Origin of the sequence: Aeromonas sp. NJAU223, from assembly GCF_051125555.1 — a bacterium.
Lineage (GTDB): Bacteria > Pseudomonadota > Gammaproteobacteria > Enterobacterales > Aeromonadaceae > Aeromonas > Aeromonas veronii_G.
Genome location: NZ_CP144204.1, coordinates 3,533,017 through 3,554,922, shown reverse-complemented (window position 1 = coordinate 3,554,922; position 21,906 = coordinate 3,533,017). Strand labels below are relative to the sequence as shown.

General features: G+C 59.8%; 18 protein-coding genes. 5 read left to right on the top strand and 13 right to left on the bottom strand.

Annotated features, from left to right (window positions below; translation table 11 throughout):
* Nucleotides 1-9 precede the first annotated feature (9 nt).
* The 6 genes from VZC39_RS16235 to VZC39_RS16210 all read right to left on the bottom strand — a co-directional run bounded on the left by VZC39_RS16235 (nucleotide 10) and on the right by VZC39_RS16210 (nucleotide 6,514).
* Nucleotides 10-645 carry an energy transducer TonB gene (locus VZC39_RS16235; protein ID WP_349919333.1) on the bottom strand — a complete coding sequence of 212 codons (636 nt, stop codon included), beginning with the start codon at nucleotides 643-645 and terminating at the stop codon, nucleotides 10-12.
* 16 nt (nucleotides 646-661) lie between these two features.
* Entirely contained in the window at nucleotides 662-1,069 is a 408-nt protein-coding gene (locus VZC39_RS16230) for an ExbD/TolR family protein (RefSeq protein ID WP_005327075.1), read from the bottom strand.
* Nucleotides 1,070-1,131: 62 nt separating this feature from the next.
* On the bottom strand, nucleotides 1,132-1,659 hold the full coding sequence (locus tag VZC39_RS16225; protein WP_349919330.1) for a MotA/TolQ/ExbB proton channel family protein: 528 nt from the start codon (nucleotides 1,657-1,659) through the stop codon (nucleotides 1,132-1,134).
* 9 nt (nucleotides 1,660-1,668) lie between these two features.
* Nucleotides 1,669-3,042, bottom strand: a complete 1,374-nt coding sequence (locus VZC39_RS16220; RefSeq protein ID WP_349919329.1) for a MotA/TolQ/ExbB proton channel family protein — start codon at nucleotides 3,040-3,042, stop codon at nucleotides 1,669-1,671.
* A complete protein-coding gene (locus VZC39_RS16215) occupies nucleotides 3,039-3,803 on the bottom strand; it encodes a DUF3450 domain-containing protein (protein ID WP_349919328.1) in 765 nt (254 codons plus the stop codon). Before VZC39_RS16215 ends, VZC39_RS16220 begins: the two co-directional genes overlap by 4 nt.
* 104 nt (nucleotides 3,804-3,907) lie before the next feature.
* Nucleotides 3,908-6,514 (bottom strand): TonB-dependent receptor plug domain-containing protein, encoded by a 2,607-nt coding sequence (locus VZC39_RS16210; protein WP_349919326.1) that lies wholly within the window; start codon nucleotides 6,512-6,514, stop codon nucleotides 3,908-3,910.
* A 741-nt stretch (nucleotides 6,515-7,255) separates the two neighbouring features.
* On the opposite strand from VZC39_RS16210, the gene VZC39_RS16205 reads away from it, so the two are divergent.
* The 5 genes from VZC39_RS16205 (at nucleotide 7,256) to VZC39_RS16185 (ending at nucleotide 13,382) form a co-directional block, all read left to right on the top strand.
* The gene (locus VZC39_RS16205; protein ID WP_434663906.1) at nucleotides 7,256-8,281 is read left to right on the top strand and encodes an ABC transporter permease subunit; all 1,026 of its coding nucleotides are present in this window, start codon (nucleotides 7,256-7,258) and stop codon (nucleotides 8,279-8,281) included.
* Between the two features lie 8 nt (nucleotides 8,282-8,289).
* Nucleotides 8,290-9,333: an ABC transporter permease gene (locus VZC39_RS16200; RefSeq protein ID WP_434668493.1), complete on the top strand. Its 1,044-nt coding sequence runs from the start codon at nucleotides 8,290-8,292 to the stop codon at nucleotides 9,331-9,333.
* Nucleotides 9,334-9,429: 96 nt separating this feature from the next.
* The gene (locus tag VZC39_RS16195) at nucleotides 9,430-11,247 is read left to right on the top strand and encodes an extracellular solute-binding protein (RefSeq protein ID WP_434663903.1); all 1,818 of its coding nucleotides are present in this window, start codon (nucleotides 9,430-9,432) and stop codon (nucleotides 11,245-11,247) included.
* 37 nt (nucleotides 11,248-11,284) lie between these two features.
* The gene (locus VZC39_RS16190) at nucleotides 11,285-12,280 is read left to right on the top strand and encodes an ABC transporter ATP-binding protein (RefSeq protein ID WP_434663901.1); all 996 of its coding nucleotides are present in this window, start codon (nucleotides 11,285-11,287) and stop codon (nucleotides 12,278-12,280) included.
* Nucleotides 12,281-12,380: 100 nt separating this feature from the next.
* Nucleotides 12,381-13,382, top strand: a complete 1,002-nt coding sequence (locus VZC39_RS16185; RefSeq protein ID WP_349919320.1) for an ABC transporter ATP-binding protein — start codon at nucleotides 12,381-12,383, stop codon at nucleotides 13,380-13,382.
* Nucleotides 13,383-14,001: 619 nt separating this feature from the next.
* On the opposite strand, the gene VZC39_RS16180 is transcribed toward VZC39_RS16185, so the two are convergent.
* The 7 genes from VZC39_RS16180 to VZC39_RS16150 form a co-directional block, all read right to left on the bottom strand.
* Entirely contained in the window at nucleotides 14,002-15,453 is a 1,452-nt protein-coding gene (locus VZC39_RS16180) for an aminoacyl-histidine dipeptidase (RefSeq protein WP_434663898.1), read from the bottom strand.
* A gap of 1,179 nt (nucleotides 15,454-16,632) precedes the next feature.
* Nucleotides 16,633-17,046 (bottom strand): hypothetical protein, encoded by a 414-nt coding sequence (locus tag VZC39_RS16175; RefSeq protein ID WP_434663896.1) that lies wholly within the window; start codon nucleotides 17,044-17,046, stop codon nucleotides 16,633-16,635.
* A 49-nt stretch (nucleotides 17,047-17,095) separates the two neighbouring features.
* Nucleotides 17,096-17,473, bottom strand: coding sequence for a hypothetical protein (locus tag VZC39_RS16170; RefSeq protein ID WP_434663893.1), 378 nt, complete (start codon nucleotides 17,471-17,473; stop codon nucleotides 17,096-17,098).
* A 205-nt stretch (nucleotides 17,474-17,678) separates the two neighbouring features.
* Nucleotides 17,679-18,839 carry a phage late control D family protein gene (locus tag VZC39_RS16165; protein ID WP_434663891.1) on the bottom strand — a complete coding sequence of 387 codons (1,161 nt, stop codon included), beginning with the start codon at nucleotides 18,837-18,839 and terminating at the stop codon, nucleotides 17,679-17,681.
* Complete coding sequence (locus VZC39_RS16160) at nucleotides 18,839-19,330, bottom strand: phage tail protein (RefSeq protein ID WP_429169015.1); 492 nt, start codon at nucleotides 19,328-19,330, stop codon at nucleotides 18,839-18,841. Before VZC39_RS16160 ends, VZC39_RS16165 begins: the two co-directional genes overlap by 1 nt.
* A gap of 12 nt (nucleotides 19,331-19,342) precedes the next feature.
* Nucleotides 19,343-21,778, bottom strand: a complete 2,436-nt coding sequence (locus VZC39_RS16155) for a phage tail tape measure protein (protein WP_434663889.1) — start codon at nucleotides 21,776-21,778, stop codon at nucleotides 19,343-19,345.
* Nucleotides 21,775-21,906, bottom strand: coding sequence for a GpE family phage tail protein (locus VZC39_RS16150; protein ID WP_029306174.1), 132 nt, complete (start codon nucleotides 21,904-21,906; stop codon nucleotides 21,775-21,777). The genes VZC39_RS16155 and VZC39_RS16150 overlap by 4 nt, the downstream gene beginning before the upstream one ends.

Sequence of the window (21,906 nt, the reverse complement as noted above, 5' to 3'; positions counted from 1 at the left end):
CCACCTTCCTTAGTTGACCGCGAACTCGATCTCTTGCTGCATACGGGAAGCCTGCGGCTTGCCATCGACCATGGCCGGTTTGAACGTCCATTTGGCGATGGTCTTGCGGGCCTCCTTGCCGAGGTCATAGCTGCGTGGCTCTTCCTTGACGATCCGCACGTTGCTGACGGTGCCGCGCTCGGTGACGGTGAATTCCACCAGCACCTTGCCGCTCGCCAGTCCCGCCAGGGCCGCCTTGCGGGGCATCATGGGCTCGAAGGTCGCCATGGGAATGGCGCCGTTGTTGCCACCGATGCCACCACCGCCGCCACCCGTGCTGTAGGCACCGAGGGCGTTGCCGCCACCAATGTTGACCGGGATGTCGAGTTTGGGCATGTCCATGGGGGAACTCTCCATCTGCGGCCGGTCCGTGCTGGCCACTTCCATCTCAGGAGGGGGAGGGGGCCGGTTCGGGGGCGGGGGCTTGGGCAGTTCCCGTTGTTTCTCTTGCAGAGTCTCCTGGGGCTTGAGGCGAATGAAGTCCGTCATGGTGACGTCTTCACGCTCCGTCAGCTCCCGGTGATCCGGCGTGATGAGCTTGTTCATTCCCAGAAACAGGAAGAACACCACCACGCAGGAGACCGCTATCGATATCAGGTATCTCATGGTGCTCGCTCCGGCGTCAGCTGCTCTTGCTTGCCGCGATGGAGATGTTCTGGACACCGGCCATGCGGATCTGATCCATGACCTGGACCACCAGACCGGAACGGGATTCGGTATCGGCCTGGATCACCACGGCACTCTCCGGGTTTTCGGCACGCAGGCGCTCGATGTTGGCACGCACGGCACCCACTTCGACGACCCGCTTGTCGACCCAGACCTGACCATTCTCGCGAACCGCAACCATGATGTTCCCCTTCTTCACCGTCTCCGCCGTGCTGGCGCTCGGACGGTTGATCTCCACCCCGGACTCCTTGACGAATGAGGTGGTGACGATGAAGAAGATCAGCATGATGAACACGATGTCCAGCATGGGGGTCAAATCGATGGCCGCCTCATCAGCACCGCTGTCGCTGTGACGTTTTCTCATAGCAAAAACTCCTTGCTTAACTGATGGCCGGGCGGCGTGCCGCCTGGCCAGTGCATCCTGCATTAACCGTGTTTCAGGTTGTCTTCCAGCTTCTCGACCGCCAGCCTGGCTTTATGATCGAGCTGATTGACAAAAAACAGGCCGGAAAGGGCGGCAATCATGCCTGCCATGGTCGGAACCGTCGCCTTGGAGATGCCCGAGGCCATCGCTCTGGGGGAACCGGTGCCGGTGATGGCCAGGGTGTCGAACACCTGCACCATGCCCACCACGGTTCCCAGCAGCCCCATCAGCGGGCAGAGGGCGATCAGCACCTTGATGATCGGCATCCCCTTGTCCACCGCCATGGCGACCCGGGAGACCAACTCGCGCCGGATCTGCTTGGCCGACCAGGAGAGATGGTCGCTGCGGGCCAGCCAGGTTGCCTTGGTCTGCTTCACCTGCTTGGGATAGACGGTCATGAAGTAGAACCAGCGCTCCAGCAGCAGTGCCCACATCATCAGGGTCAGGATGAACAGGGCGACCAGTACGTCGCCCCCCAATCCCAGAAATCGGCGGACCGACTCGACTTCTTCAATCAACCAGAACCACATGGTGACTCCTTAGGCTGCAGCCTTGGCGGCGTACAGGCTCTCCTGGTAGCGGGCCACAAAGCCTGCGCTCTGCTCTTCCAGCACCTGGATGAGACGGCGGCTCTGGGTCTGCACAATGGTGTAGAGGAACAGCATGGGCACCGCGACCACCAGACCTTGCATGGTGGTGACCAGGGCCTCGGAGATGCCGCCTGCCATCAGCTTGGGATCGCCGGTACCGAACAGGGTGATGGCCTGGAAGGTGGCGATCATGCCGACCACGGTACCCAGCAGACCCAGCAGCGGGGCCACGGAGGCGATCAGCTTGATGATGCTGATGCCCTTCTCGAACTTGGGCACGTTGCGCAGGATGATCTCGTCGAGCTTGGATTCCAGATCCTCGATGTTGTCACCGCGATGGCCCTGGTAAGCTTCCAGCATCTCGCCGATGGGGTTGCCCTTGATGATCTGCTCGGATTTGAGCTGCTTGCGCATGGAGCCGCCGATCAGCGACAGACGGGCACCACAGAACAGGGCCAGCAGGGTACCGAGCACGCCGAGTACCATGATGACGTAGCCCACTTCACCCCCTTGATCGATGCGCTCCTTCAGGGTCGGAGACTGCACCAGCAGGGAGAGGATCACGCCGCGGGACGGATCGACGAAGATGGGCTCGACGGCGCCGCCGCCCTGCTCAAACTTGGCGACCGGCTCCAGCACGCTGCTGTCCGGCTGACGGGGCAGCTGTTCGAACTTGCCGGTTTCCGGCACGAAGGTCAGGTACTTGCCATCGGAGACGGTGTTGAACTCGCCGATCTGGGTGACCGTCTTCTCGGCCTGGTTGCCCTCGCCGTAGACCACGGTGGCCGGGATCTGGCTTACCTTGCCACCATCGACCATGCGGCCAAGGGTGACGGTCCAGAAGGCGGTCAGATCGTCGCTGGAGGGCAGCTCTTTACTCTCGGCGAGGCGAGTCAGCAGCGCCGCCTGCTCCGGATGCTCGACCCGGCGGGCGGAGGCGTTGAAGATCCCCTTGAACTCGCCGGCGAACTGACGCAGTACGCCGAACATCTCTCCCATGTTGCCGGAACGCTGGCGCAGGGTTTCGGTCAGCTCGGTCAACTGCTTGTCGTTGGCGTCGAAGGTCGCTTTGAGCTGCTCGCCCTTGGCGGTCTCGGCGGCAAGCTCGGCCTTGGCTTTGGCCAGCAGGGCCCCTTGCTCGTTCTTGTCCGCGAGGAAGCGGGCTTCCCGCTCCTTGTTGAGCTGGGATTCGCTGGTGCTGGCGGCTTTGACCTGGCTCAGCAGGGCATTGAGATCCACCGGTTTCTCGGCGGCGGTCACCGGCAGGGTGATCAGGGTGGCTCCCGCAATCAGGGAGGCAATGGCCAGTTTGATTCCTTTCATGATGCTTTCTCCGCAGTTTGAACCGGCAGCTTGATGAGGGCGGGTGGCGCCTGTTTCTTGGCAATACGCAAGCCCTGTTCTACTGCACTGCGATACTCCTGGGGCAACTCTTCCCATTGGCGGGTCTTCTTGTTCCACATGCCGGTCTCGTTACCATCCGGGGACTGGTAGAGCAGGGCGATGCGCCCGACCCGCAGGAACTCATAGGTCTTCTCGCTGCCATCCTTGTCCAGGCTCGCCTTGTAGGATTCGATGGTGCGGCTGAAGCCCTCTTCGATCTGGTAGGCCTCGAGGATCTTGCGGTACTTCTCGGAGATGGTGACGTCGGCCCGGTTCATGAGATCGGTCAGGGCGGCCACGCGGTCCTCGCGCTCCACCTTCTGGAACGGCAGATCCAGGGAGACGAACTGATCGAGGGAGTCGATCATCTTGAGCATCAGGGGCACCACTTCGGTGCTGGTCTGATCGATCTGGTCTATCTGGCGCTGCATGGAGGCCAGCTCGCTGCTCTGGGACTCGACCATCTTGCCGACCTGCTCGTTGTAGGTTCGCAGGCTGTCGACCTGACGCAGGGCGGCCTTGTACTGCGCCAGGGCCGTTTCGGCAGACTCGGCGTAGTTGTCGATCTTCTGTTGGGAAACTTTGGATGCATTGTCGGTGGCGGCTTGAGTGTCCACGGCCTGGTTGGCAGAGGCGGCACTCAGATTGAAGCTGGTCAGCAAGGCAGCGGAAACCAGGCTGCCGAGGAGCGCTTTCTTCATTGTAATAGTCCTTGTTTTCATAGGATTACCCTATCTCCATTACTTCCTTGGAATGTTGGGCAAAGCCGACCCCAGTGGGGCCGGCTTGTCTCTTGCTTGGTGGATTAGAACTTCTGGGCGTAGTCGATGTAGTAGATGCGACCGTCGATGCTGTAGAGCTCTTCGTCATAGGTGAAGCCATCGCTCTCGAGGGACGGGCCCGCGTTGAACATGTTCTTCACCCCGACCTGGATCTTGCCATCCCACGGCGCTTCCACGCCGACGTTCAGGTTCCAGGTGGTCTGGGACGCGATGTGACCGACTTCCTGACCGGTATCGGCGATGTAGTCCTGGCTCTGGGAGTCGATGTAGTTCGCGCTCAGGTAGGTATCCATGTTCCACCATTGGGGAACGTTGACGCCGACACCGGTGCTGAAGCGGAACTGGGGCAGACCGTTCTGGCCAATCTTGTCGATGACCGGGCCGCCGGCGTACAGACCTTCCTTGTACTCCAGGATGTAGGTACCGCCGAGGTCATAACGGACGGTGGCGTAGTTCAGGTCGTACTTGTAGTCCACCTTGAGATCGAGGCCCGAGGTATCCAGGGTACCCAGGTTGACCATGGAGGCGATGGCGCCATTGATCCGGCCCTGGCTGTTACGGGTGACGTTGCTGGAGCTTCCGGTGTTCAGTTCGTCATAGATGACGGACTGCAGGGAGTTCAGCTGGATCACGTCATCGATGCTGATGGTGTAGTAGTCCAGGGAGAGGTTCAGGTCATCGAGCGGGCTGTAAGCCACCCCGAAGTTCCAGGTATCCGCGGTCTCTTCCTTCAGCTGCTCGTTGGAGGTACGGGTAGTGTCGTACTGACGGTTCGGGCAGTTGGCTGCCGAGATGCCATTGGCCTCGCAGTAGACATAGTCCTTGGCCCAGTCGGCCGAGTAGGAGTCCGCCGCGTAGAGATCGCTCAGGCTGGGGGCACGGAAGGAGCGGGACCAGGAGGTGCGCAGCATCAGATTGTCCAGCGGCTGGTAGCGCAGGCTCGCCTTGGGAGAGAAGGCGCTGCCAAAGTCGCTGTAGTCATCGAAACGACCGGCCACGTTCAGCTCGATCTGCTCGGTGATGGGCACCAGGGTCTCGATGTAGGCGGCGGTCACGTCGCGCACACCGCCGGAGGAGTTGCCGGAGGAGCCGATGATGTTGCCGGCTTCGGACTGGGCATCGTACTTGTCGGTGTAGACCCAGTCGTTGTACTCGGCGCCGGCGTACCAGCTGACCGGACCGGCGGGCAGTTCACCCATGTCCCACTGCACCCCTGCGTACCACTGGTAGAAGTCCATGGTGGAGCGGCGGCTGGTGTCGGCGGCCATGGCCTTGGTGCTGTCGGCGCTGAACTCGCCACCCACGAACTTGCCATCGGCGATCGCCTGCTGGGCGGCGGAGGCCAGCACGTAACCGGTACCGTTCTCCTTGTTGTCGGTCTTGGAATACATGTAACCGGCGTTCCACTGCATGTCACCCACGGATTCGGTGGCGATGGTGCCTTCGAAGCCGAGGTTCAGGCTGCCGGTCAGGTCGGTGACCAGGTTGTCACGGGGACCGACGTTGCTGAAGCGGTAGTAGGCATAGGCGGCTTCACCCAGACCCTGGGTAGCGGCGGCATCCAGGCCGTTGTCGGTGAAGAAGCTGGCGTTGTTCGGGTTGGCCGGATCGATGGTGAAGGCCCCGGCAGCGGGGGCGAAGCGACCGAAACTCTCGACCCGGGAGCCGATGATCTGGGGCACGAAGTCCACGTTGTCATTGATGTGATAACGGCCGTTCACATACAGGGTGTCGCGGCTGCGGGAGGCCGTGGTGGCGGCAATCTTGCCGTAGTTGTAGTTACAGCCGTCTTCGAAACCGATGAAGGGCTCTTTACAGCTGCCATCGGCGTTGGTGGCGCCCGCCAGGGGGCCATATTTCCAGACCGGATCGCCATTGGCATCCAGACCGGTCACCCCTTCCACGTTGCGGCCATAGGCGCTGGGGGCTTCGTTGCCCTGCTTGGAGAGATAATCGCGATCACGGGCGTAGATGACGTCTTTCTTGTCATGCTCGTAGACCGCCATCAGGGAGCCTTTCTCGCCATTGACGCCGGCAACGATGGAGCCGCTTGCTTCGTCACCCCCGTCTTCGCTCGGGGAGCCCAGGCGACCCTGGAAGGTCAGGCCTTCATAGCCTTCCTTGAGTACCACGTTGATGACACCGCCGATGGCATCGGAACCGTAGATGGCGGAGCCGCCGTCCAGGTTGACTTCAACCCGCTCGACGGCGGCCATGGGGATGGTGTTCAGGTTGATGGAGGTGCCGCCCATGGTGGGGGAACCCGCGACCCGCTTGCCATTCAGCAGAACCAGGGTGCGCTCAGACCCCAGGCCGCGCAGGCCGACGGTGGCCTGGGACTGGAAGGAGCTGCCGGAGGCGGGGGAGACCCCCCCGAAGGAGTTGTAAGAGGCTTGCTTGAGGTAGTCGGCGACGGTCTGTTGGCCAGATTCTTCAATCTTGGCCTTGCTGACGGAGACGACAGGGGTGGAACCTTCCACGTCGACCCGGGAGATCCGGGAGCCTGTGACCTTGATTTTTTGCAGTTTTTCTACGTTCTGGCCCTCTTCGGCCAGGACAGGGGTGGCCACAACTGCCGCGCTCGCCAAGGCAAACGCTACGGCAGCAGAGAGTCTGCTTTTCCTAAGCATCGCTAGTATCCTTCCTGATTGTTTTTTGTTTGCTTCCTGTACCGCCCTCGTTGGAGCAGTGCGTAAGGCTTATCAAGGTTTGAGGTTTAACGTCAAATGAGGCGGGGTGAATGGGGAGGCAGGTGGGAATTAGATGACTATTTTTTATATGGGCGTTTTTTTCGGGATTTTATACTGTTCATCTTGCATTCAGCGATGTGAAAACGATGTTAAATGTACCCGTTTCGATTTTATTGATTATTTTTGAACTTATCGATAATGCACATGTCCCGATGAGTGATATATCGCCAATATCTACTTTGGTAGCATTTAAATCTGTCTTTGTTCATGTTCTCGCTCGGAGCCTTGTCCTGCCCATCGAAAAATCCCTCTTCTTCTATAGGTAAAATCAACATCGCCACTGATTTAGTGTAAGTGATTGTTAAATATGGATTTTGGTGCCGATTTCGTGTTTTGTTTAATTAAATTTTATTAAATAAAAATAATTTAAATATGATGGCGTAGCAGTTTTTTATCTTGAAGTTGGGTTTTCGAAAAAAAAATTCCGGTTTTTTCTACTGCACCGCCCCCTCCTGTTTCATGTGCCTCGTTTTACTTGATTTTTGTTGCAGAGCTTTTACAGTGACCGAGCGGTATTGTCTGCCAATGACAGGCAATTCAGTGAGTAATGCCAGGAAGGACAGGCTGTTCATCGGATTTGAATGGCCATACAAGAACAACAAGGATGAGGTTTAACCCACCATGCTGTCGTATTTCTTACGTCGGATGCTTTTGATCATCCCGACGTTTCTCGGGATCACCCTGCTCGTCTTCACCATCACCCGCTTCGTGCCGGGCGGTCCGGTCGAACGCATGCTGATGCAGGCGCAGGTATCGCAGAATGAAAGCGGGCGCTCCAGTGGCAGCAAGGGAGCCCAGGCCCTCTCCGACGAGCAGATCGAGGAGCTCAAGGCGTTCTACGGCCTGGACAAGCCCATGCTGATCGCTTACTGGGAGTGGCTGCAAAAACTCGCGGTGCTGGATCTGGGGGAGTCGACCCGTTACTACGAGCCGGTGTGGGACCTCATCAAGGATCGCTTGCCGGTCACCGCCTTCTTCGGGCTGGCGACCTTCCTGCTGAGCTATGCGGTCTCCATCCCGCTCGGGGTGGCCAAGGCGCTCAGGCATAACAGCCGCTTCGACTCCCTGAGCTCCATGCTCATCTACATGGCCTATGCGCTGCCCGCCTACGTGGTGGGGATCTTCCTCATCACTGTCTTTGCCTTCCATCTGGAGTGGCTGCCCATGGGGGGCTTCCCGGGGGACGACTTCGAGTACATGGAGAGCAGCTGGGACCAGATCCGCACCGTCTTCGCCCACGCTCTGCTGCCCCTCATCGCCTATGCCATCGGCGATTTTGCCATCCTCACCATGACCATGAAGAACAGCCTGATGGAAAACCTGTCGGCGGATTACGTGCGCACCGCCGTGGCCAAGGGGCTGCCGTTTCGCAAGGCGGTCACCGGCCATGCCATGCGCAACAGCCTGATCCCCATCGCCAGCCATCTGGGGTCCGTGCTCACCGTCTTCTTCGGGGGCTCCTTCCTCATCGAGACCATCTTCAACATCGACGGCATAGGCCTGCTCGGCTACGAGGCCATCGTCGAGCGGGATTACCCCACCGTCATGGGGATCCTGGCGATCACCTCCATGCTGATGCTGGTGGGGAATATCGTCTCCGACATCTGTGTGGCGCTGGTCGATCCTCGCGTGCGGTTTGGAGACTGACCATGAACCTGAATCTCAACCCGGTCACACTGAAAAAACTCAAGCGTTTCAAGTCGATAAAGCGGGGTTACTACTCCTTTATCATCTTCTCCGTGCTGGTTGTCATCTCCCTTCTGGCGGAACTCCTGGTCAACAGCCGGGCCCTGGTGGTGAGCTATCAGGGGGAGCTCTACTTCCCGACTTATGGAAACGTTATCTCTGGCCAGCAGTTCGGGCTGGATTACGAATACGAGACCAATTACCGCCAGTTGCAGGCCCGCTTCGCAGAGGCGGGAAAAGGGGATTGGGTGCTGCTGCCCTTGGTGCCCTGGAACCCCTATGAGCAGGACTTCAAGCAGGACGCCTATCCCCCCTATGCGCCTAGCCTGGCCGAGCGCCACTTCCTCGGCACCGACACCAGCGGCCGCGATGTGCTGGCGCGTCTGGTATACGGCTTTCGCATCGCCATCGGTTTTGCCTTCATCACCCTGGTGGCGAGCTACGTCATCGGGGTCAGCATCGGCTGCATGATGGGCTTTCTCGGCGGGCGCTTTGATCTGGTGCTGCAGCGCTTCATCGAGATCTGGTCCCAGGTGCCCTTCCTCTACGTCATCATGATCCTGGTGTCGCTGGCCAAGCCGAACTTCGGCTTGTTCGTCGGCATCAACGTGCTGTTTGGCTGGATGGGGATCACCTGGTACATGCGCACCCTCACCTACAAGGAGCGGGCGCGGGACTATGTGATGGCGGCGCGGGCCCAGGGGGCCAGCACGGGGCGGATCATCTTCAACCACATACTGCCCAATACCCTGATGATGATCGTCACCCTGGCCCCCTTCGCCGTGGTGGGCAATATCTCCACCCTGACGGCGCTGGATTACCTGGGCTTCGGCCTGGCGCCGCCCACCCCGAGCTGGGGGGAGCTGCTCTCCCAGGGCATCAACAACCTGGGTGCCATCTGGATCGTGAGCTCGGTGGTGGCGGCGGTGAGCCTGGTGCTCATCATGGTCTCCTTCATTGGCGAGGCCATCCGGGAGGCGTTCGATCCGCGCAAGTTCACCCGCTACCAGTGATGGCGTGGTGCAAGATATCGGTTGTGTGTGAAGTGACATGATTTAACCCTTAATCAAGAAGCCCCCGCAGCAGGGGTCATGACCAGGAAGTCAGATATGAAGAATAAAATAAAATGGATAGGTGCACTTTTCCTGCTGGTGAATGGATCCTGGGTCTGGGCCGCCAGCCTGCCCGCGGATCTCAAGTGGGAAACCAATGACACGGACCCGGTGTTTGCCTCCCCCAAGGCGCTGCCAGGCGGCTCTCTGACCATGTTCATCGACAGCTTCCCGCTGACGTTTCGCACCGTGGGGCCCGACTCCAACGGTGCGTTCCGCTCCTTCATCCAGGACAACCAGCTGAGGCTCATCAGCTTCCACCCCAATACCGGCAACCCCATCCCGTCGCTGGCGACCCAGTGGGCCATCGCGCCGGATAACCAGACCGTCTATTTCAAACTGGATCCGCGCGCCAAGTGGTCTGACGGCAAGCCGGTCACCGCCGACGACTACACCTTCGGCTACGAGATGATGCGTTCCAAGGAGATCCGGGCACCCTGGTACAACAACTACTACACCACCGAGATCGTGGCGGTGGAGAAGATTGACGACCACACCATCTTGGTCAAGTCGGGCAATCGTAAGGCCAAGCTGGACTTGCTCAACACCACGGAGCTCTGGCCCCAGCCCAAGCATTACTACAAGCTGACCCCCAACTGGGTAAAGCAGTACAACTGGTCCGTGGTGCCCACGACGGGTCCCTATGTCATGACCGAGGTGAAGAAGGGCAAATCCATCACCTTCAGCAAGCAGCCAGACTGGTGGGCCCAGCAGGATCGCTACAACCAGCGCAGGTTCAACATCGACACCATCAAGGTGCAGGTGATCCGCGACCACAACATCGCGTTTCGCCACTTCCTGAAAGGGGAGATAGACACCTTCGAGATGCTGCTGCCGAACTGGTGGCACGAGAAGGCGGTGACGCCGGAGTACAAGCAGGGTTATGTGCAGAAGGTGATGGCCGTGACCGACACCAAGCAGGGCGGGCAGGGGGTTCACCTCAACATCGCCAATCCCAGGTTGGCGGATATCAATGTGCGCCTCGGCATCCAGCACGCCATGAACCTCGACAAGATGATCGCCACCGTGCTGCGCGGCGACTATGACCGCGCCACCACCTTCGGCTCGGGCTTTGGCGACTTTACCGACATGCAGCTGGCCGAGCGGGCCTATGACGTGGCCAAGGCGCGGGAGTTCTTCGCCAAGGGAGGCTACGCCAAGCCGGGGCCGGACGGCATCTTGCAAAACGACAAGGGCGAGCGCCTCAGTCTGGCGGTCACCTACACCACCCAGGAGCACACCAAGCGGCTGACCGTGCTCAGGGAAGAGGCCAAGAAGGCGGGCCTGGATCTGGAGCTCAACCTGGTGGATGGTGCCACCGGTTTCAAGGTGATGCTGGAGAAGAAACACGAGGCGGCCTGGCTTGGCTGGGGCGGTGGCGGTCTCTATCCGCAGTATTGGGAGTCGTTCCACTCGGATAACGCCAACAAGCCACAGACCAACAACCTGTTCAACGTGGCAGACAAGCAACTCGACACCCTGATCGACGCCTACGACGTGGAGTTCGATACCGCCAAGCGGGCCGATCTCTCCCGCCAGATCCAGCAGCGTATCTATGATCTCGCCATCTTCGTGCCCGGTGTACAGCTCAACTATGTGCGGGCCAGCAGCTGGCGCTATGTGATGCTGCCCGAGGTGCCTGCCACCAAGAACACCCCGGATCAGCTCTACTGGCCCATGGATGGCTACCCCCACAGCAGCGGCGGTCTGCTCTGGATCGATCCCAAGGTGAAGGCCGAGACCCTAAAAGCCAAGGATGCGGGCGAGGCGCTGGCCCCCATCAATCTGCTCGACAAGACCTATGCGCACCATTGAGTCCAGGATTGAGCCCATAGACAAGGGAGGGGCGGCCATGGCCAAGCGAGAGGCCCCCATCCTCGAGGTCCGGGATCTCGAGGTGGAGTTCGCCGTCGATGACGGCAAGATCAAGGTGCTTGACGGGGTGAGCTTCGCCGTGGCGCCGGGGCAGACCCTCGGCATCGTCGGCGAGTCCGGTTGCGGCAAGAGCGTCACGTCCCTCGCCATCATGGGGCTGTTGCCCAAGCCCCATGGTCAGGTCGTCGCGGGCTCCATCCGCTTCCAAGGGGAGGAGCTCTTGTCACTGCCGCCGGATCAGATGTACCGGGTGCGGGGCAACCGCATCTCCATGATCTTCCAGGAGCCGATGACGGCCCTGAACCCGGTGCAGACCGTGGGGGATCAGTTGATGGAGGTGTTCAGCCTGCACCGGCCGGAGTACAGCAAGCACGACCGCAAGGCGGCCGCCATCGCCATGCTGCACAAGGTGGGGATCCCGGAGCCGGAGCGGCGCTTCGGGGTCTATCCCCACAACCTCTCCGGCGGCATGCGCCAGCGGGTGATGATCGCCATGGCGCTGGCGTGCGAGCCGGCCCTGCTCATCTGCGACGAGCCGACCACGGCGCTGGATGTGACCATTCAGGCCCAGATCCTGGATCTGATGAAGGAGCTGCAAGCCCAGACCGGCATGGCCATCATCTTCATCACCCACGACCTCGGGGTGGTGGCGGAGCTGTGCGACGAAGTGGTGGTGATGTATGCGGGTCGGGCGGTGGAGCGGGCCGATATCTACGAGCTGTTTGACCGGCCGCGTCATCCCTATACTCATGGTCTGATGGCCTCGATCCCGCGCCTCGAAGATGTGCCAAAGAGCCTGCTCAAGACCATCAAGGGCCAGGTGCCTGCCCTGCACGAGATGCCGACGGGGTGCCGTTTCTCCAACCGCTGCCCCCACGCCACCGAGATCTGCGTGGGCACCAATCCGGTGGCGGAATCCCTGGGAGAGCGGCACACAGTGTCCTGCCATCACTGGAAGGAGTTGAGCGTATGAGCATCTTGTGGTCGATGCGGGACTTGAAGCAGCACTTCAGCACGAGGGAGAGGGGGGATCTGATGCCGCCTCTTCCCCTGGATAACAAGGAGCAACAGCCATGAGCATCTTGTTGTCGGTCAGGGACTTGAAGCAGCACTTCAAGATGGGTGGCGGTTTTTTGCGCAAGCACTACACCGTCTATGCGGTAGATGGCATCAGCTTCGAGTTGAAACAGGGGGAGACCCTGGGACTGGTGGGGGAGTCCGGCTGTGGCAAGTCCACCCTGGGGCGCTCCCTGCTCAAGCTGTTCGAGCCCACCGCGGGGCAGATCACCTTCGAGGGGCGGGACATCACCCAGCTGTCGCCAAAAGAGATGCGTTCCCTGCGTCAGGAGATGCAGATCGTGTTTCAGGATCCTGCAGAATCCCTCAATGGCCGCCATACGGTGGGGCAGATCCTGGAGGAGCCCTTCATTATCCACGGCAAGGGCACGACGACACAGCGGCGGGAGTGGGTCTTGGAGCTGCTGGACAAGGTCGGCTTGCCGCGCAGTGCGGCGGATCGCTATCCCCACGAGTTTTCCGGCGGCCAGCGCCAGCGTATCGGCATCGCCCGGGCCATCGCCCTCAAGCCCAAGCTGCTGGTGTGTGACGAGGCGGTGTCGGCGCTCGATGTGTCGGTGCAGTCCCAGATAGTCAATCTGCTGCTCACCCTGCAGCAGGAGATGAACCTCGCCATCATCTTCATCGCCCACGACTTGTCGGTGGTCAAACACATCTCGGACCGGATCGCCGTCATGTATCTGGGGCGGATTGTCGAATTGGCGGATGCTCAGCAGCTTTACCTGAGCCCGCGTCACCCCTATACCCAGGCGCTCATCTCGGCCATTCCGGTGCCGGATCCCCGTCGCCGCAATCAGCGGATCCTGCTGACCGGCGACGTGCCATCCCCCATTTCACCGCCGAGCGGCTGCCACTTCCACCAGCGCTGCCCCTATGCCACGGATCTGTGCCGCAGCGCCTCGCCCGCACTGACGGTGTGCGACGGGCTGGCTCATCAGGTGGCCTGCCACTTCCCCCTGGCTGCGGTGGAGGCGGTGCCGCTGGGAAAGGCGATGTGATGCCGGCGGCCGAGCCACGGCCTCCGGCATCCGCACCGGACGGTCAGCAAGACGAGCAATAAAAAAATGGGGCCTGTGGGCCCCATCTTCATGGTTGGAGTTCAGGTTTGGCCGTGGAATATCTGGCCCGGGCAGGACAGCTTCCCGTGGGGATAGCTGCAGTGTGGATTGTTGTATATTTTGTAATTTTACTACTTATTGCCTTTCGGATGGCCCACTCAGGCGCCATAGCGGAAGTAGTAGTTGCGGGTCGCCGGTGCATAGGTCACTTTCTCGTCGACGCCTTTCTTGCTGGATGCACCCTTGAGGTGGAACAGCACTGCCAGATTCTCGAACATAGTTTTACCTCATCGCTCTGTTAATCGTTGTTGTATGTGACCTTGGTCACAATTTGATGCTAGGGAATTTTGTGATCCCGATCAACTTATTGTGTTGTAAATTTACATAAATCATGGAAAAGGTTTTCGTATAAAAGTTTTCTTATGGATACGTTTTCAAGAGAATGAGGATGTTTTGAGGCAGGGGAGCCACGAAGAGGGTGCGGGTTGGCGGAAGAGGATGGCCATAAAAATGCCCCGCACGAAGCGGGGCATCATGACACCTGGCAATAAAACCGGCCTTACTTGGCGGGGATCTGTTCCAGCACGTGGACCAGCAGCTGCCAGAAACGCTCGACCGCGGGGATGTGCACCTTCTCGTCAGGGGAGTGAGCACCACGGATGGTCGGACCGAAGGAGACCATGTCCCAGTCCGGGTAGGCGCTCTTGAACAGGCCGCACTCCAGGCCTGCGTGGATCACCATGACGTTAGGCATCTCGCCGAACAGGGTCTGGTAGCTGTTGCGCACCAGCGCCATCACTGGTGAGTCGACGTTCGGGGCCCAGCCCGGGTAGGCGCCGGTGAACTCGCAGCTGGCGCCGGCCAGGTTGAACAGGGAACGGGTCATCTGCTCGACACTCTCGCGACCGGAGTCGATGAGGGAGCGGATGAGGCACTGTACATAGATCTCGCCTTCAAGGGTCTTGATGACGCCGAGGTTGGTAGAGGTCTCGGTGACACCCGGGATGGCATCGCTCATGCGGATGACACCGTTCGGGCAGGCCATCAGGGAGTCCAGCAGGCGGGCCTGCAAGGATTCGCTCAACAGCTTGGCCGGTTTCTCCTTGCTGCTGAGCAGCACGGTCAGGTTTGCCTCGGTGGCGGCCAGTTCGCTCTGGTAGATGCCGGCATAGCGATCCACCAGGGCCTTGAGTTCATTCACGCTGGCGGCAGGCACCAGCAGGGTGGCACGGGCCTCGCGGGGGATGGCATTGCGCAGGGTGCCGCCGCTGATCTCGGCCAGTCGCACACCCAGCGGCTCGGCGGCCTTGAGCAGGCGTACCAGCAGCTTGTTGGCATTGCCACGGCCGCGGTGGATATCGACCCCGGAGTGACCGCCACGCAGCCCCTTGACCTGCAGCTCGAAGCCTTCGCCCTCGGTGGCGGCAACCAGCTCCAGCGGGAAGCGGATATTGGCATCCACCCCGCCGGCGCAGCCCATGTAGACCTCGCCATCCTCTTCGGAGTCGGTGTTGAGCAGGATCTCGCCTTCCAGCCAGCCCGCTTCCAGACCGAAGGCGCCGGTCATGCCGGTCTCTTCGTCCGTGGTCAGCAGCACTTCCAGCGGGCCGTGCTTAATGGTCTTGTCCGCCAGCACGGCCAGGCAGCCGGCCATGCCCATGCCGTTGTCGGCGCCCAGGGTGGTGCCGCGGGCGGTGACCCATTCACCGTCGATGTAGGCATCGATGGGATCCTTGGTGAAGTCGTGCTGGGTGTCGGCATTGGCTTGGGGCACCATGTCGATGTGGGCCTGCAGCACGACGGCCTTGCGATTTTCCATCCCCGGTGTGGCCGGTTTCTTGATGATGATGTTGCCGACGGCATCCTGCTTGACTGCCAGCCCTTCCCCTTGTGCCCACTGGACAATCCAGGCGCTCAGCTGGGCTTCGTGCTTGGAAGGATGGGGGATGGAGCAGATCTGCTCGAAGAATTGCCAAATCAGTTTGGGAGAGAGGGAACTCAGCTGTGCCACGTCGGGACTCCTTACCTGCACGGGATGATAGCGGGCCCCAGCGGTGGCTGGGGAAGTGGGTAACGATAATACAGTCAATCACACAAAAATGTGAGCAGTCAGCGCAAATTGCAGTCCGCTTGTGCTGATAAAGAGGGCGTGAATGGTGAAGCTGGCTACCAGGCGGGGTTCATGCAGCACAACATCAATAATGTGATGCACCTCACAAAAATATTGTCTTTTTCGCCGGCGATGGTAAATTAGCCGCCGTGGGTCATCCCACTTGTCAGGATGACAATCAATGCCTCCAGGGAACCGAAGCAAAGCAAGTGCGCCTCCACGGAACCGAGTGTTCGTTCAAGGATCTGAGCCCGCATTAAGGTACGTAACTTGTTAAGCAATCAGGAGTATTAATATGTCAGGCAGCAATTCAACCTATTGGTTTGCCCAGTCTCTCTATACCCAGGGTTTCAACTATCCGAACCCCTACGCCAACCGTCGTTAAGGCGGGTTGTCAGCCAGACTGACGACCGAATCGACAGACAGCAGGTGTGCGAGGCCTCGAACCTCCCCCTGCTATTTTTTTACCTGAAATCTGGCAAGACGCGGGGCAAGGCCGGCGCAATGCCGTGTCAGACGGTTCTCATCATGAAGCCATGAACGATTTTTCCCGCTTTTCGCATACGTTTGTCAGGCAATCTGCTGGCAAAGAGTGCTATCATGCTGGCCCAACAGCCGGTCTGGATTCTCGCCCTCTCGTGTGACTAGGCCGCCAGCTATACCCATCCTGCTTCCATTGCATCAGCGTTTGCTGCCGAGGGTCTTCTCCCGAGGCGGCCCAAGTGCAAGCCGAATTTGGCGGCAGGGGGCCAGAATTGACAGTGGTCGAGCCGCTTGGGGTTCGGGACTGGTTTTTAAGTGATTGTTTTATATAACTCTTCGAGATCGATATTATGCCGAAAAAGTTTTATGCTCTTTAGCATTGGGTTTTTAACGCGCAAAAATCAATTTAAAAACAATCGCTTAGTTTTAATTTAGCTAGTTGGTTAAGCGGTTGTGGCGGCAAAGTGGCGGCAGCGAATTTGATGATCGATTTCTGTTGGTGGTAGTGATTTAACAGAATTTCGCATTATGCGCTGTCAGGCTTGTAGATAGAACAAAGGGGCCAGAGGCCCCCCCAAACAGAATCAAGCTGGTTTGTTAGCCAAAAGAAGCCATGTCAGGTTCATCAGGTTCAACAACCCAAACCGGGATGCCAGCGATCATCTGATCAACTTCCCAGCCTGTCTTCGCTAAGAGTTCATCGGATGTTCCCTCTGGAACAACGAACCAGTAAGAGTAAGTCATCTCGCCACTATGGCCGGTATTTGCTTGGAGTTCTGCGTCCATCTCATCCCATTCATCATCTGTAATACCTAGGTACTGAGCAAGAGCGCTATCCGGCGCTTTCACAAGAGTCGTGGTAAATGTGCCTGTCGTTCGTTCTTGCCGCACAATTTTTTTGCAATGAGGGCAGTCGATAGGCTCTTGGCAAGCACCACAAATCCCACCTCCTCCGATACAGGAGACAGTAAAAAGAGCGCCACAATGGCTGCATGTTTCAACCATGGTCAACCTCGCACTTCCGGTAGCTAAGTTATTCCGATAACTAGCTTTATCGGCATCAATCTTCGTCGTCTTCCGGGTAACGACGGAACACCCCAGGCACCGGTAAGCCAACCCCACCAACCCCACAACTGATCTCTGGTCGTCTAGCTTTTCGCTCAGCTAACTCGGTGTCGTATAGATCTTTGAATCTGTAAAAGTCATCGCTGGGGATCTCTATCTTCCATGCAACACGCGACCCCTCAGGCTCATAAGATATGAAGTGAGGCTGATAAGGAGGATTTCCACCAATTTTCAAGTAATTAGATAGCAATGGCGCAGAACAAGTAAAGTTTATATTCGGACAAGAAATCACAAGCTCTTTTTCACCAAATTTAGCAGTCAAAGTAAAATTACTGTGCAGGTTGGCGTCGTTTGACAGGATGTATAAGCTCATTTAGAACGTTCCTTAGTTAACTGTGCCTCAAGTGAACGCTAAACCCATACTTAAAAAAAGAAAAGCGATAACGAAGGGGTTATGAATAAATCACCCATCCATCCAGATAAGAGATAATAGCCCTGCGGGCTGGGTTACGTGCCCAGGGTTGAGCATCGGTGGAAGATCTCCCCCGTATTACTATTCGGCTTTGCGACTGCAATTTTCATTCTGGCAGCTCGTCGAGCTTCACTTCGAGCTGCAGGCGGTTGGTGAAGCCTTGGTTGGTGAGGTCGTGCACCACCTGGGTGAGCTGCCAGTCGGCCTCGTCAATCTGGGGCTTGAACCCTCTGACGGTGGTGGGTTGCTCCGGGTAGAGTTCAGGGCGCCCCAGCGCCAGGGTGATCTGGAAGTCGGCCACGCCGCGTTGCAGCTTCTCCCATTCAGCCCGGGCGGCCCGCATGGCATTTGCCTGGCTGGCATAGACATGCCGCAGCTCTTTGACGTTCTCGCTGCTACCGACCAGCAGTTCGTTCTCTTGCTTGTTGACCATTACCCCCGGGGGCAAGGGCCGTTCCTGCTTCGGCTTGGTCTTCTTCTTGCGCTTCACCTCGACTTTCTTCTTTTCCGCCTCCTTGTTGTCTTGCCAGTAGGCGGTCACGCCGGTGTAGGCATCCCGGTCAGCCACTGAGAAGCGGTGTTGATCGCCATCCCGACGGGTGATGGTGATGGCCGGCAGAGGCTGACCGCTGGCGGTGGTGCCCTGGCCAGCTTTGATAAACAGCAGGCGGCCATTCTTGACGGTGGCGATGCCATCGCACTGACCAGCCAGGCGGGTGAGGAAGGCGAGATCGCTCTCGTTGGCCTGGTCGATGTGGTCGATCAGCTGGCCCTTGAGTGAGTCACCCACGCAGGGCGTGAGCTGGTAGCGGGCGGCGACCTGATCGACGATGTCGCTGACTGTGGTCTGGTGCCAACTTTGCTCACGCAGTTTGTTCATGCCGCCGCGCAGGTCGGCTGACTTGCCCCGTATGGTGAGCACATCCGGGGCCCCGCCGTGCTCCACCTCGTCGATCTTGTAGGTGCCCTTGTCGACCAGGGCCTGGCCTTGCCAACCAATGAGGGCGCGCAGAGTGGCGCCCCGGCGTGGCATATCTAGCTGACCGTCGCTGTCATCGAGGGTGAGCTCGATGGTGTCGGCGGTGAAGCCCCGGTTGTCGGTGATGGTCATCGACATCAGGCGCGGCCTGATGGTGGCCGAGATGTCTTTGCCATCGACCAGCACCTGGTAAGCCGGTACCGGGTGGCCTTGGCGCAAGGCGTCGAGCGGATTGGTCAGCCCCAAATTCTCTGCCAATCGCGTGCCGAACTGGTCGAATGCCCCCATCAGAGAAGCCCCCCGAGCTTGTTGCCGATACTGCCGACCAGCTTGCCCAGACCCAGGCGGCCGAAGAGGTTGCCCGCGGTGCGTCCCAGCAGGGTCTGGCCAAGGGATCTGTCGTTGTCATCTACCCGCTTGAGCTTGATGGTGAACTCGATTTTGCGGGCGGTGCCATCGCTGAAAAACTCGCTGCGGGTGGTGCTGATACCCTCTATCACGAATGACCCACGCATGACGCCATCGCCCTGGATCAAGGGGAAGGCTTGGCCGCTGTCGCCCATCTGGTTGAGCATGTCGAGGGAGACAGGGCCGCCAGTCACCTCGGGCAGCAGCACCCCGCTCAGGGTGCTGGTTTCGTCATCCGGGCCGACGAACTGGTAAGCCGGGCGAGCACCAATCCGGTTATTGCCCGGATGGCGCCATGCACGTTCGTCTTGTTGTGAGAGGGGGGCCACGGTCGAGCGCATAAACACGAACCAGCCCAAGGTCATCATCATGGTGGTTGCTCCTTAATTGCGGTCGGTCAGGGAGGCGCGGCCATTGGCAGCGGCCTGCCGTTCGCGTCTGTCCAGTTCGCGGCGAACCTCTTGCGCCACATCCGCGCCGGATTGCCCGGGTTGCTGGACGATGTGGATCGGTGCGCTGATCTGGGTGGTGGTGTTGCCTCTGGCGACCGGGCGCGGCGGCGTCACGATGCGTGGACCGTAACCGGATCCCCCGGCCATGGCCGGGGTGTTGTAGTTTCCGGTGAGGTAGCCTGACGGGTTGACGTTGGCCGTGACCGAACCACCCCCTTTCATCCAGTCCGGCAGCAGGTCGGTGAGGGCCTTTATCTTGGCTTTCAGGCTCTCCCACTTCGCAGTGATGCCACCAATCAGGCCGTCGATGATGGCCTTGCCCTTGTTGGCCGCCCCGGCTGGCAGGGTATCGAAGAAGGCCCAAATCTCGCCCCAGTGCATGATGAGCAGGCCGATAGGCGTCCATGAGAAGAGCTCTTTCAGGAGCTCCCAGAAGGCGAGCGCAGGGGCCTGGCACTGCGCCCACAATCCGCTGAACCATGCGGCGACACCGTCCCAGTTTTTGTAGAGCAGGTAAGCCCCGGCGGCGATGGCCACAATACCCATGATGAACCAGCCTATGGGGTTGGTGAGCATGGCAATGCCGAGTCTGACCATGCCCATGGTCAGCGCCTTGATGAAGGTCAGCAGGGGGCTCCCGTAGACCAGCAGCATCGACATCCCCATCTTGATAGCCGCCAGCGGCCCCAGCAGGCCAGCCACGACCAGCAGCAGTGAACCGCCGGCGGCCGCCGCCACGGCTGTCACGGCCGCGATGCGGGTCAGGGTGGAGGTGAGTTCAGGGTTGGCCCGCATCCAGTTACCGGTGACCTGGATAATCTCGGTGACACGCTGGATGATCCCGCGCATCGGGCCGTTCTCGGTCTCCATCATCTGGATGCCCACGTCATCCCACGCGGAGGTGAGGTTATCCAGGTCACCAATGGCGTTATCAGCCATGACCTTGGCGACCTTGCCCGCCTCGCCCTGGGATTGCTTCAAGGTGGCGATGAGCTCCTGCAGCTTGCCGGATCCCGCCTGTTCGGTCAGTACGGCCAGGGCGGCGAAGGCTTCCTCACCGGCGATGGCCTTGAAGTAGCCCGAGCGGGTGGTGTCCCCCATCTTGCTGGTCTTCTTGTAGAGCTCGTCGAGAATATCGGGCAGGGCGCGCAGGTTACCGGCCGCATCGGCGGTCTTCACGTTCAGGGCGGCGAGCGCGTCGTGTGCGGCCTTGGGAGGCGCAGCCAGGCGGCCGAGAATGGCCCGCATGGCGGTACCGCCCATGCTGCCCTGGATACCTGCATCCCCCAGCTTGCCCGCCATGGCGGAGGCTGTTTCAAGATCGACGCCGAGGCCGGCCGCTACCGGGCCCACGTACTTCATGGTTTCACCCAGCATCTGCAAGTCGACGTTGGCACGGGTGAAGGTGCCGACCATTACATCCCCGAGCCGGTTCATCTGGTTTGCTGGCAGCTTGAAGCCGGTCAGGATGTTGGATCCGATATCCGCAGCTGCGGCAATCTCGACACCGCCCGCCTTGGCGATGTCGAGCACCCCAGGCATGGCGTCACGGATCGCCTTGGGGGTAAAGCCAGCCATGGCGAGGAAGCCCTGGCCCTGCGCCGCTTCGCCCGCCGTGAAGGCGGTATTGGCGCCCAGCTCCCGCGCCTGAGCCCGCAAGGCGGCCAGTTCGCCGCTGCCTTTGTTCAGCCGGGTGATCGCCTGCACCTTGGACATATCGACATCAAAGCCCATGGCCTTGCTGGCGATGTTGGTGCCCTTGTAGATAGCCGCGGCACCGGTTGCCATGCCTGCGGCACCATAGCCCGCCATGGTGCCGCGCATGGACATGGTCTTGTCATAGCTGGCCTTGACCTGGTTGAGGCGCTTTTGCTGGTCGGCCAGTTGGCCCAGCTTGGCGCGCTGCTGGTCGAGCTGGGTATTGGCGGAAGCCAGATCGGTCTTGAGGCGGCGCTGGTGTTCGCCGAGCTGCTTGGTGTTGATGCCTGCCTCGCCCAGGGCCCGTTTCAGGCTGCCGTGACGGGCGACCATTTCCCGCTCTTGTTGGGAGAGGTCGCGCACCTTCTGCTTGGCCTGCTCCATGGCGCGGGTCATGGCCTTGGTCGGCTGCTCGACCTTGGCAAACTGCTGGGCCATCTGCTGGGCATCGCGCTGGGCTGCTGTGAGTTGGGCGCGGGTGGCGCCAATCTGTTGGCCCAGGGTGCGATAGCCGTCAATCTGGCCGCTCTGGGTTTCCAGCTCCTTGATGCGTTTTTTCGTCTCGACCAGGTCTTTGGCGGTGATGCGGCTCTGGCCGCTGGCTGCCTTGAGGGGGGCGGTCAACTTGTCGACCGCCCCGAGCAGGATTTGAAGTTTGAGAGGGTTCATTGCTCTGTTGCCCCGTTGATGCGGTTGTGGGTCTCAACGAGGTTTTGGTGCCAGCCCATCAGCTCGCTGATCTCCATGGCCGCCATCTCGGACGGCGGCCAGTGGGCGATGATGGCCAGATCGGCCAT

What these genes read in the sequence shown, in the direction of transcription:
- VZC39_RS16235 (WP_349919333.1), bottom strand. Translation starts at nt 645, where the DNA reads ATGAGATACCTGATATCGATAGCGGTCTCCTGCGTGGTGGTGTTCTTC.
- VZC39_RS16230 (WP_005327075.1), bottom strand. Translation starts at nt 1,069, where the DNA reads ATGAGAAAACGTCACAGCGACAGCGGTGCTGATGAGGCGGCCATCGAT.
- VZC39_RS16225 (WP_349919330.1), bottom strand. Translation starts at nt 1,659, where the DNA reads ATGTGGTTCTGGTTGATTGAAGAAGTCGAGTCGGTCCGCCGATTTCTG.
- VZC39_RS16220 (WP_349919329.1), bottom strand. Translation starts at nt 3,042, where the DNA reads ATGAAAGGAATCAAACTGGCCATTGCCTCCCTGATTGCGGGAGCCACC.
- VZC39_RS16215 (WP_349919328.1), bottom strand. Translation starts at nt 3,803, where the DNA reads ATGAAGAAAGCGCTCCTCGGCAGCCTGGTTTCCGCTGCCTTGCTGACC.
- VZC39_RS16210 (WP_349919326.1), bottom strand. Translation starts at nt 6,514, where the DNA reads ATGCTTAGGAAAAGCAGACTCTCTGCTGCCGTAGCGTTTGCCTTGGCG.
- VZC39_RS16205 (WP_434663906.1), top strand. Translation starts at nt 7,256, where the DNA reads ATGCTGTCGTATTTCTTACGTCGGATGCTTTTGATCATCCCGACGTTT.
- VZC39_RS16195 (WP_434663903.1), top strand. Translation starts at nt 9,430, where the DNA reads ATGAAGAATAAAATAAAATGGATAGGTGCACTTTTCCTGCTGGTGAAT.
- VZC39_RS16190 (WP_434663901.1), top strand. Translation starts at nt 11,285, where the DNA reads ATGGCCAAGCGAGAGGCCCCCATCCTCGAGGTCCGGGATCTCGAGGTG.
- VZC39_RS16185 (WP_349919320.1), top strand. Translation starts at nt 12,381, where the DNA reads ATGAGCATCTTGTTGTCGGTCAGGGACTTGAAGCAGCACTTCAAGATG.
- VZC39_RS16170 (WP_434663893.1), bottom strand. Translation starts at nt 17,473, where the DNA reads ATGAGCTTATACATCCTGTCAAACGACGCCAACCTGCACAGTAATTTT.
- VZC39_RS16165 (WP_434663891.1), bottom strand. Translation starts at nt 18,839, where the DNA reads ATGGGGGCATTCGACCAGTTCGGCACGCGATTGGCAGAGAATTTGGGG.
- VZC39_RS16160 (WP_429169015.1), bottom strand. Translation starts at nt 19,330, where the DNA reads ATGATGATGACCTTGGGCTGGTTCGTGTTTATGCGCTCGACCGTGGCC.
- VZC39_RS16155 (WP_434663889.1), bottom strand. Translation starts at nt 21,778, where the DNA reads ATGAACCCTCTCAAACTTCAAATCCTGCTCGGGGCGGTCGACAAGTTG.
- VZC39_RS16150 (WP_029306174.1), bottom strand. Translation starts at nt 21,906, where the DNA reads ATGGCCGATCTGGCCATCATCGCCCACTGGCCGCCGTCCGAGATGGCG.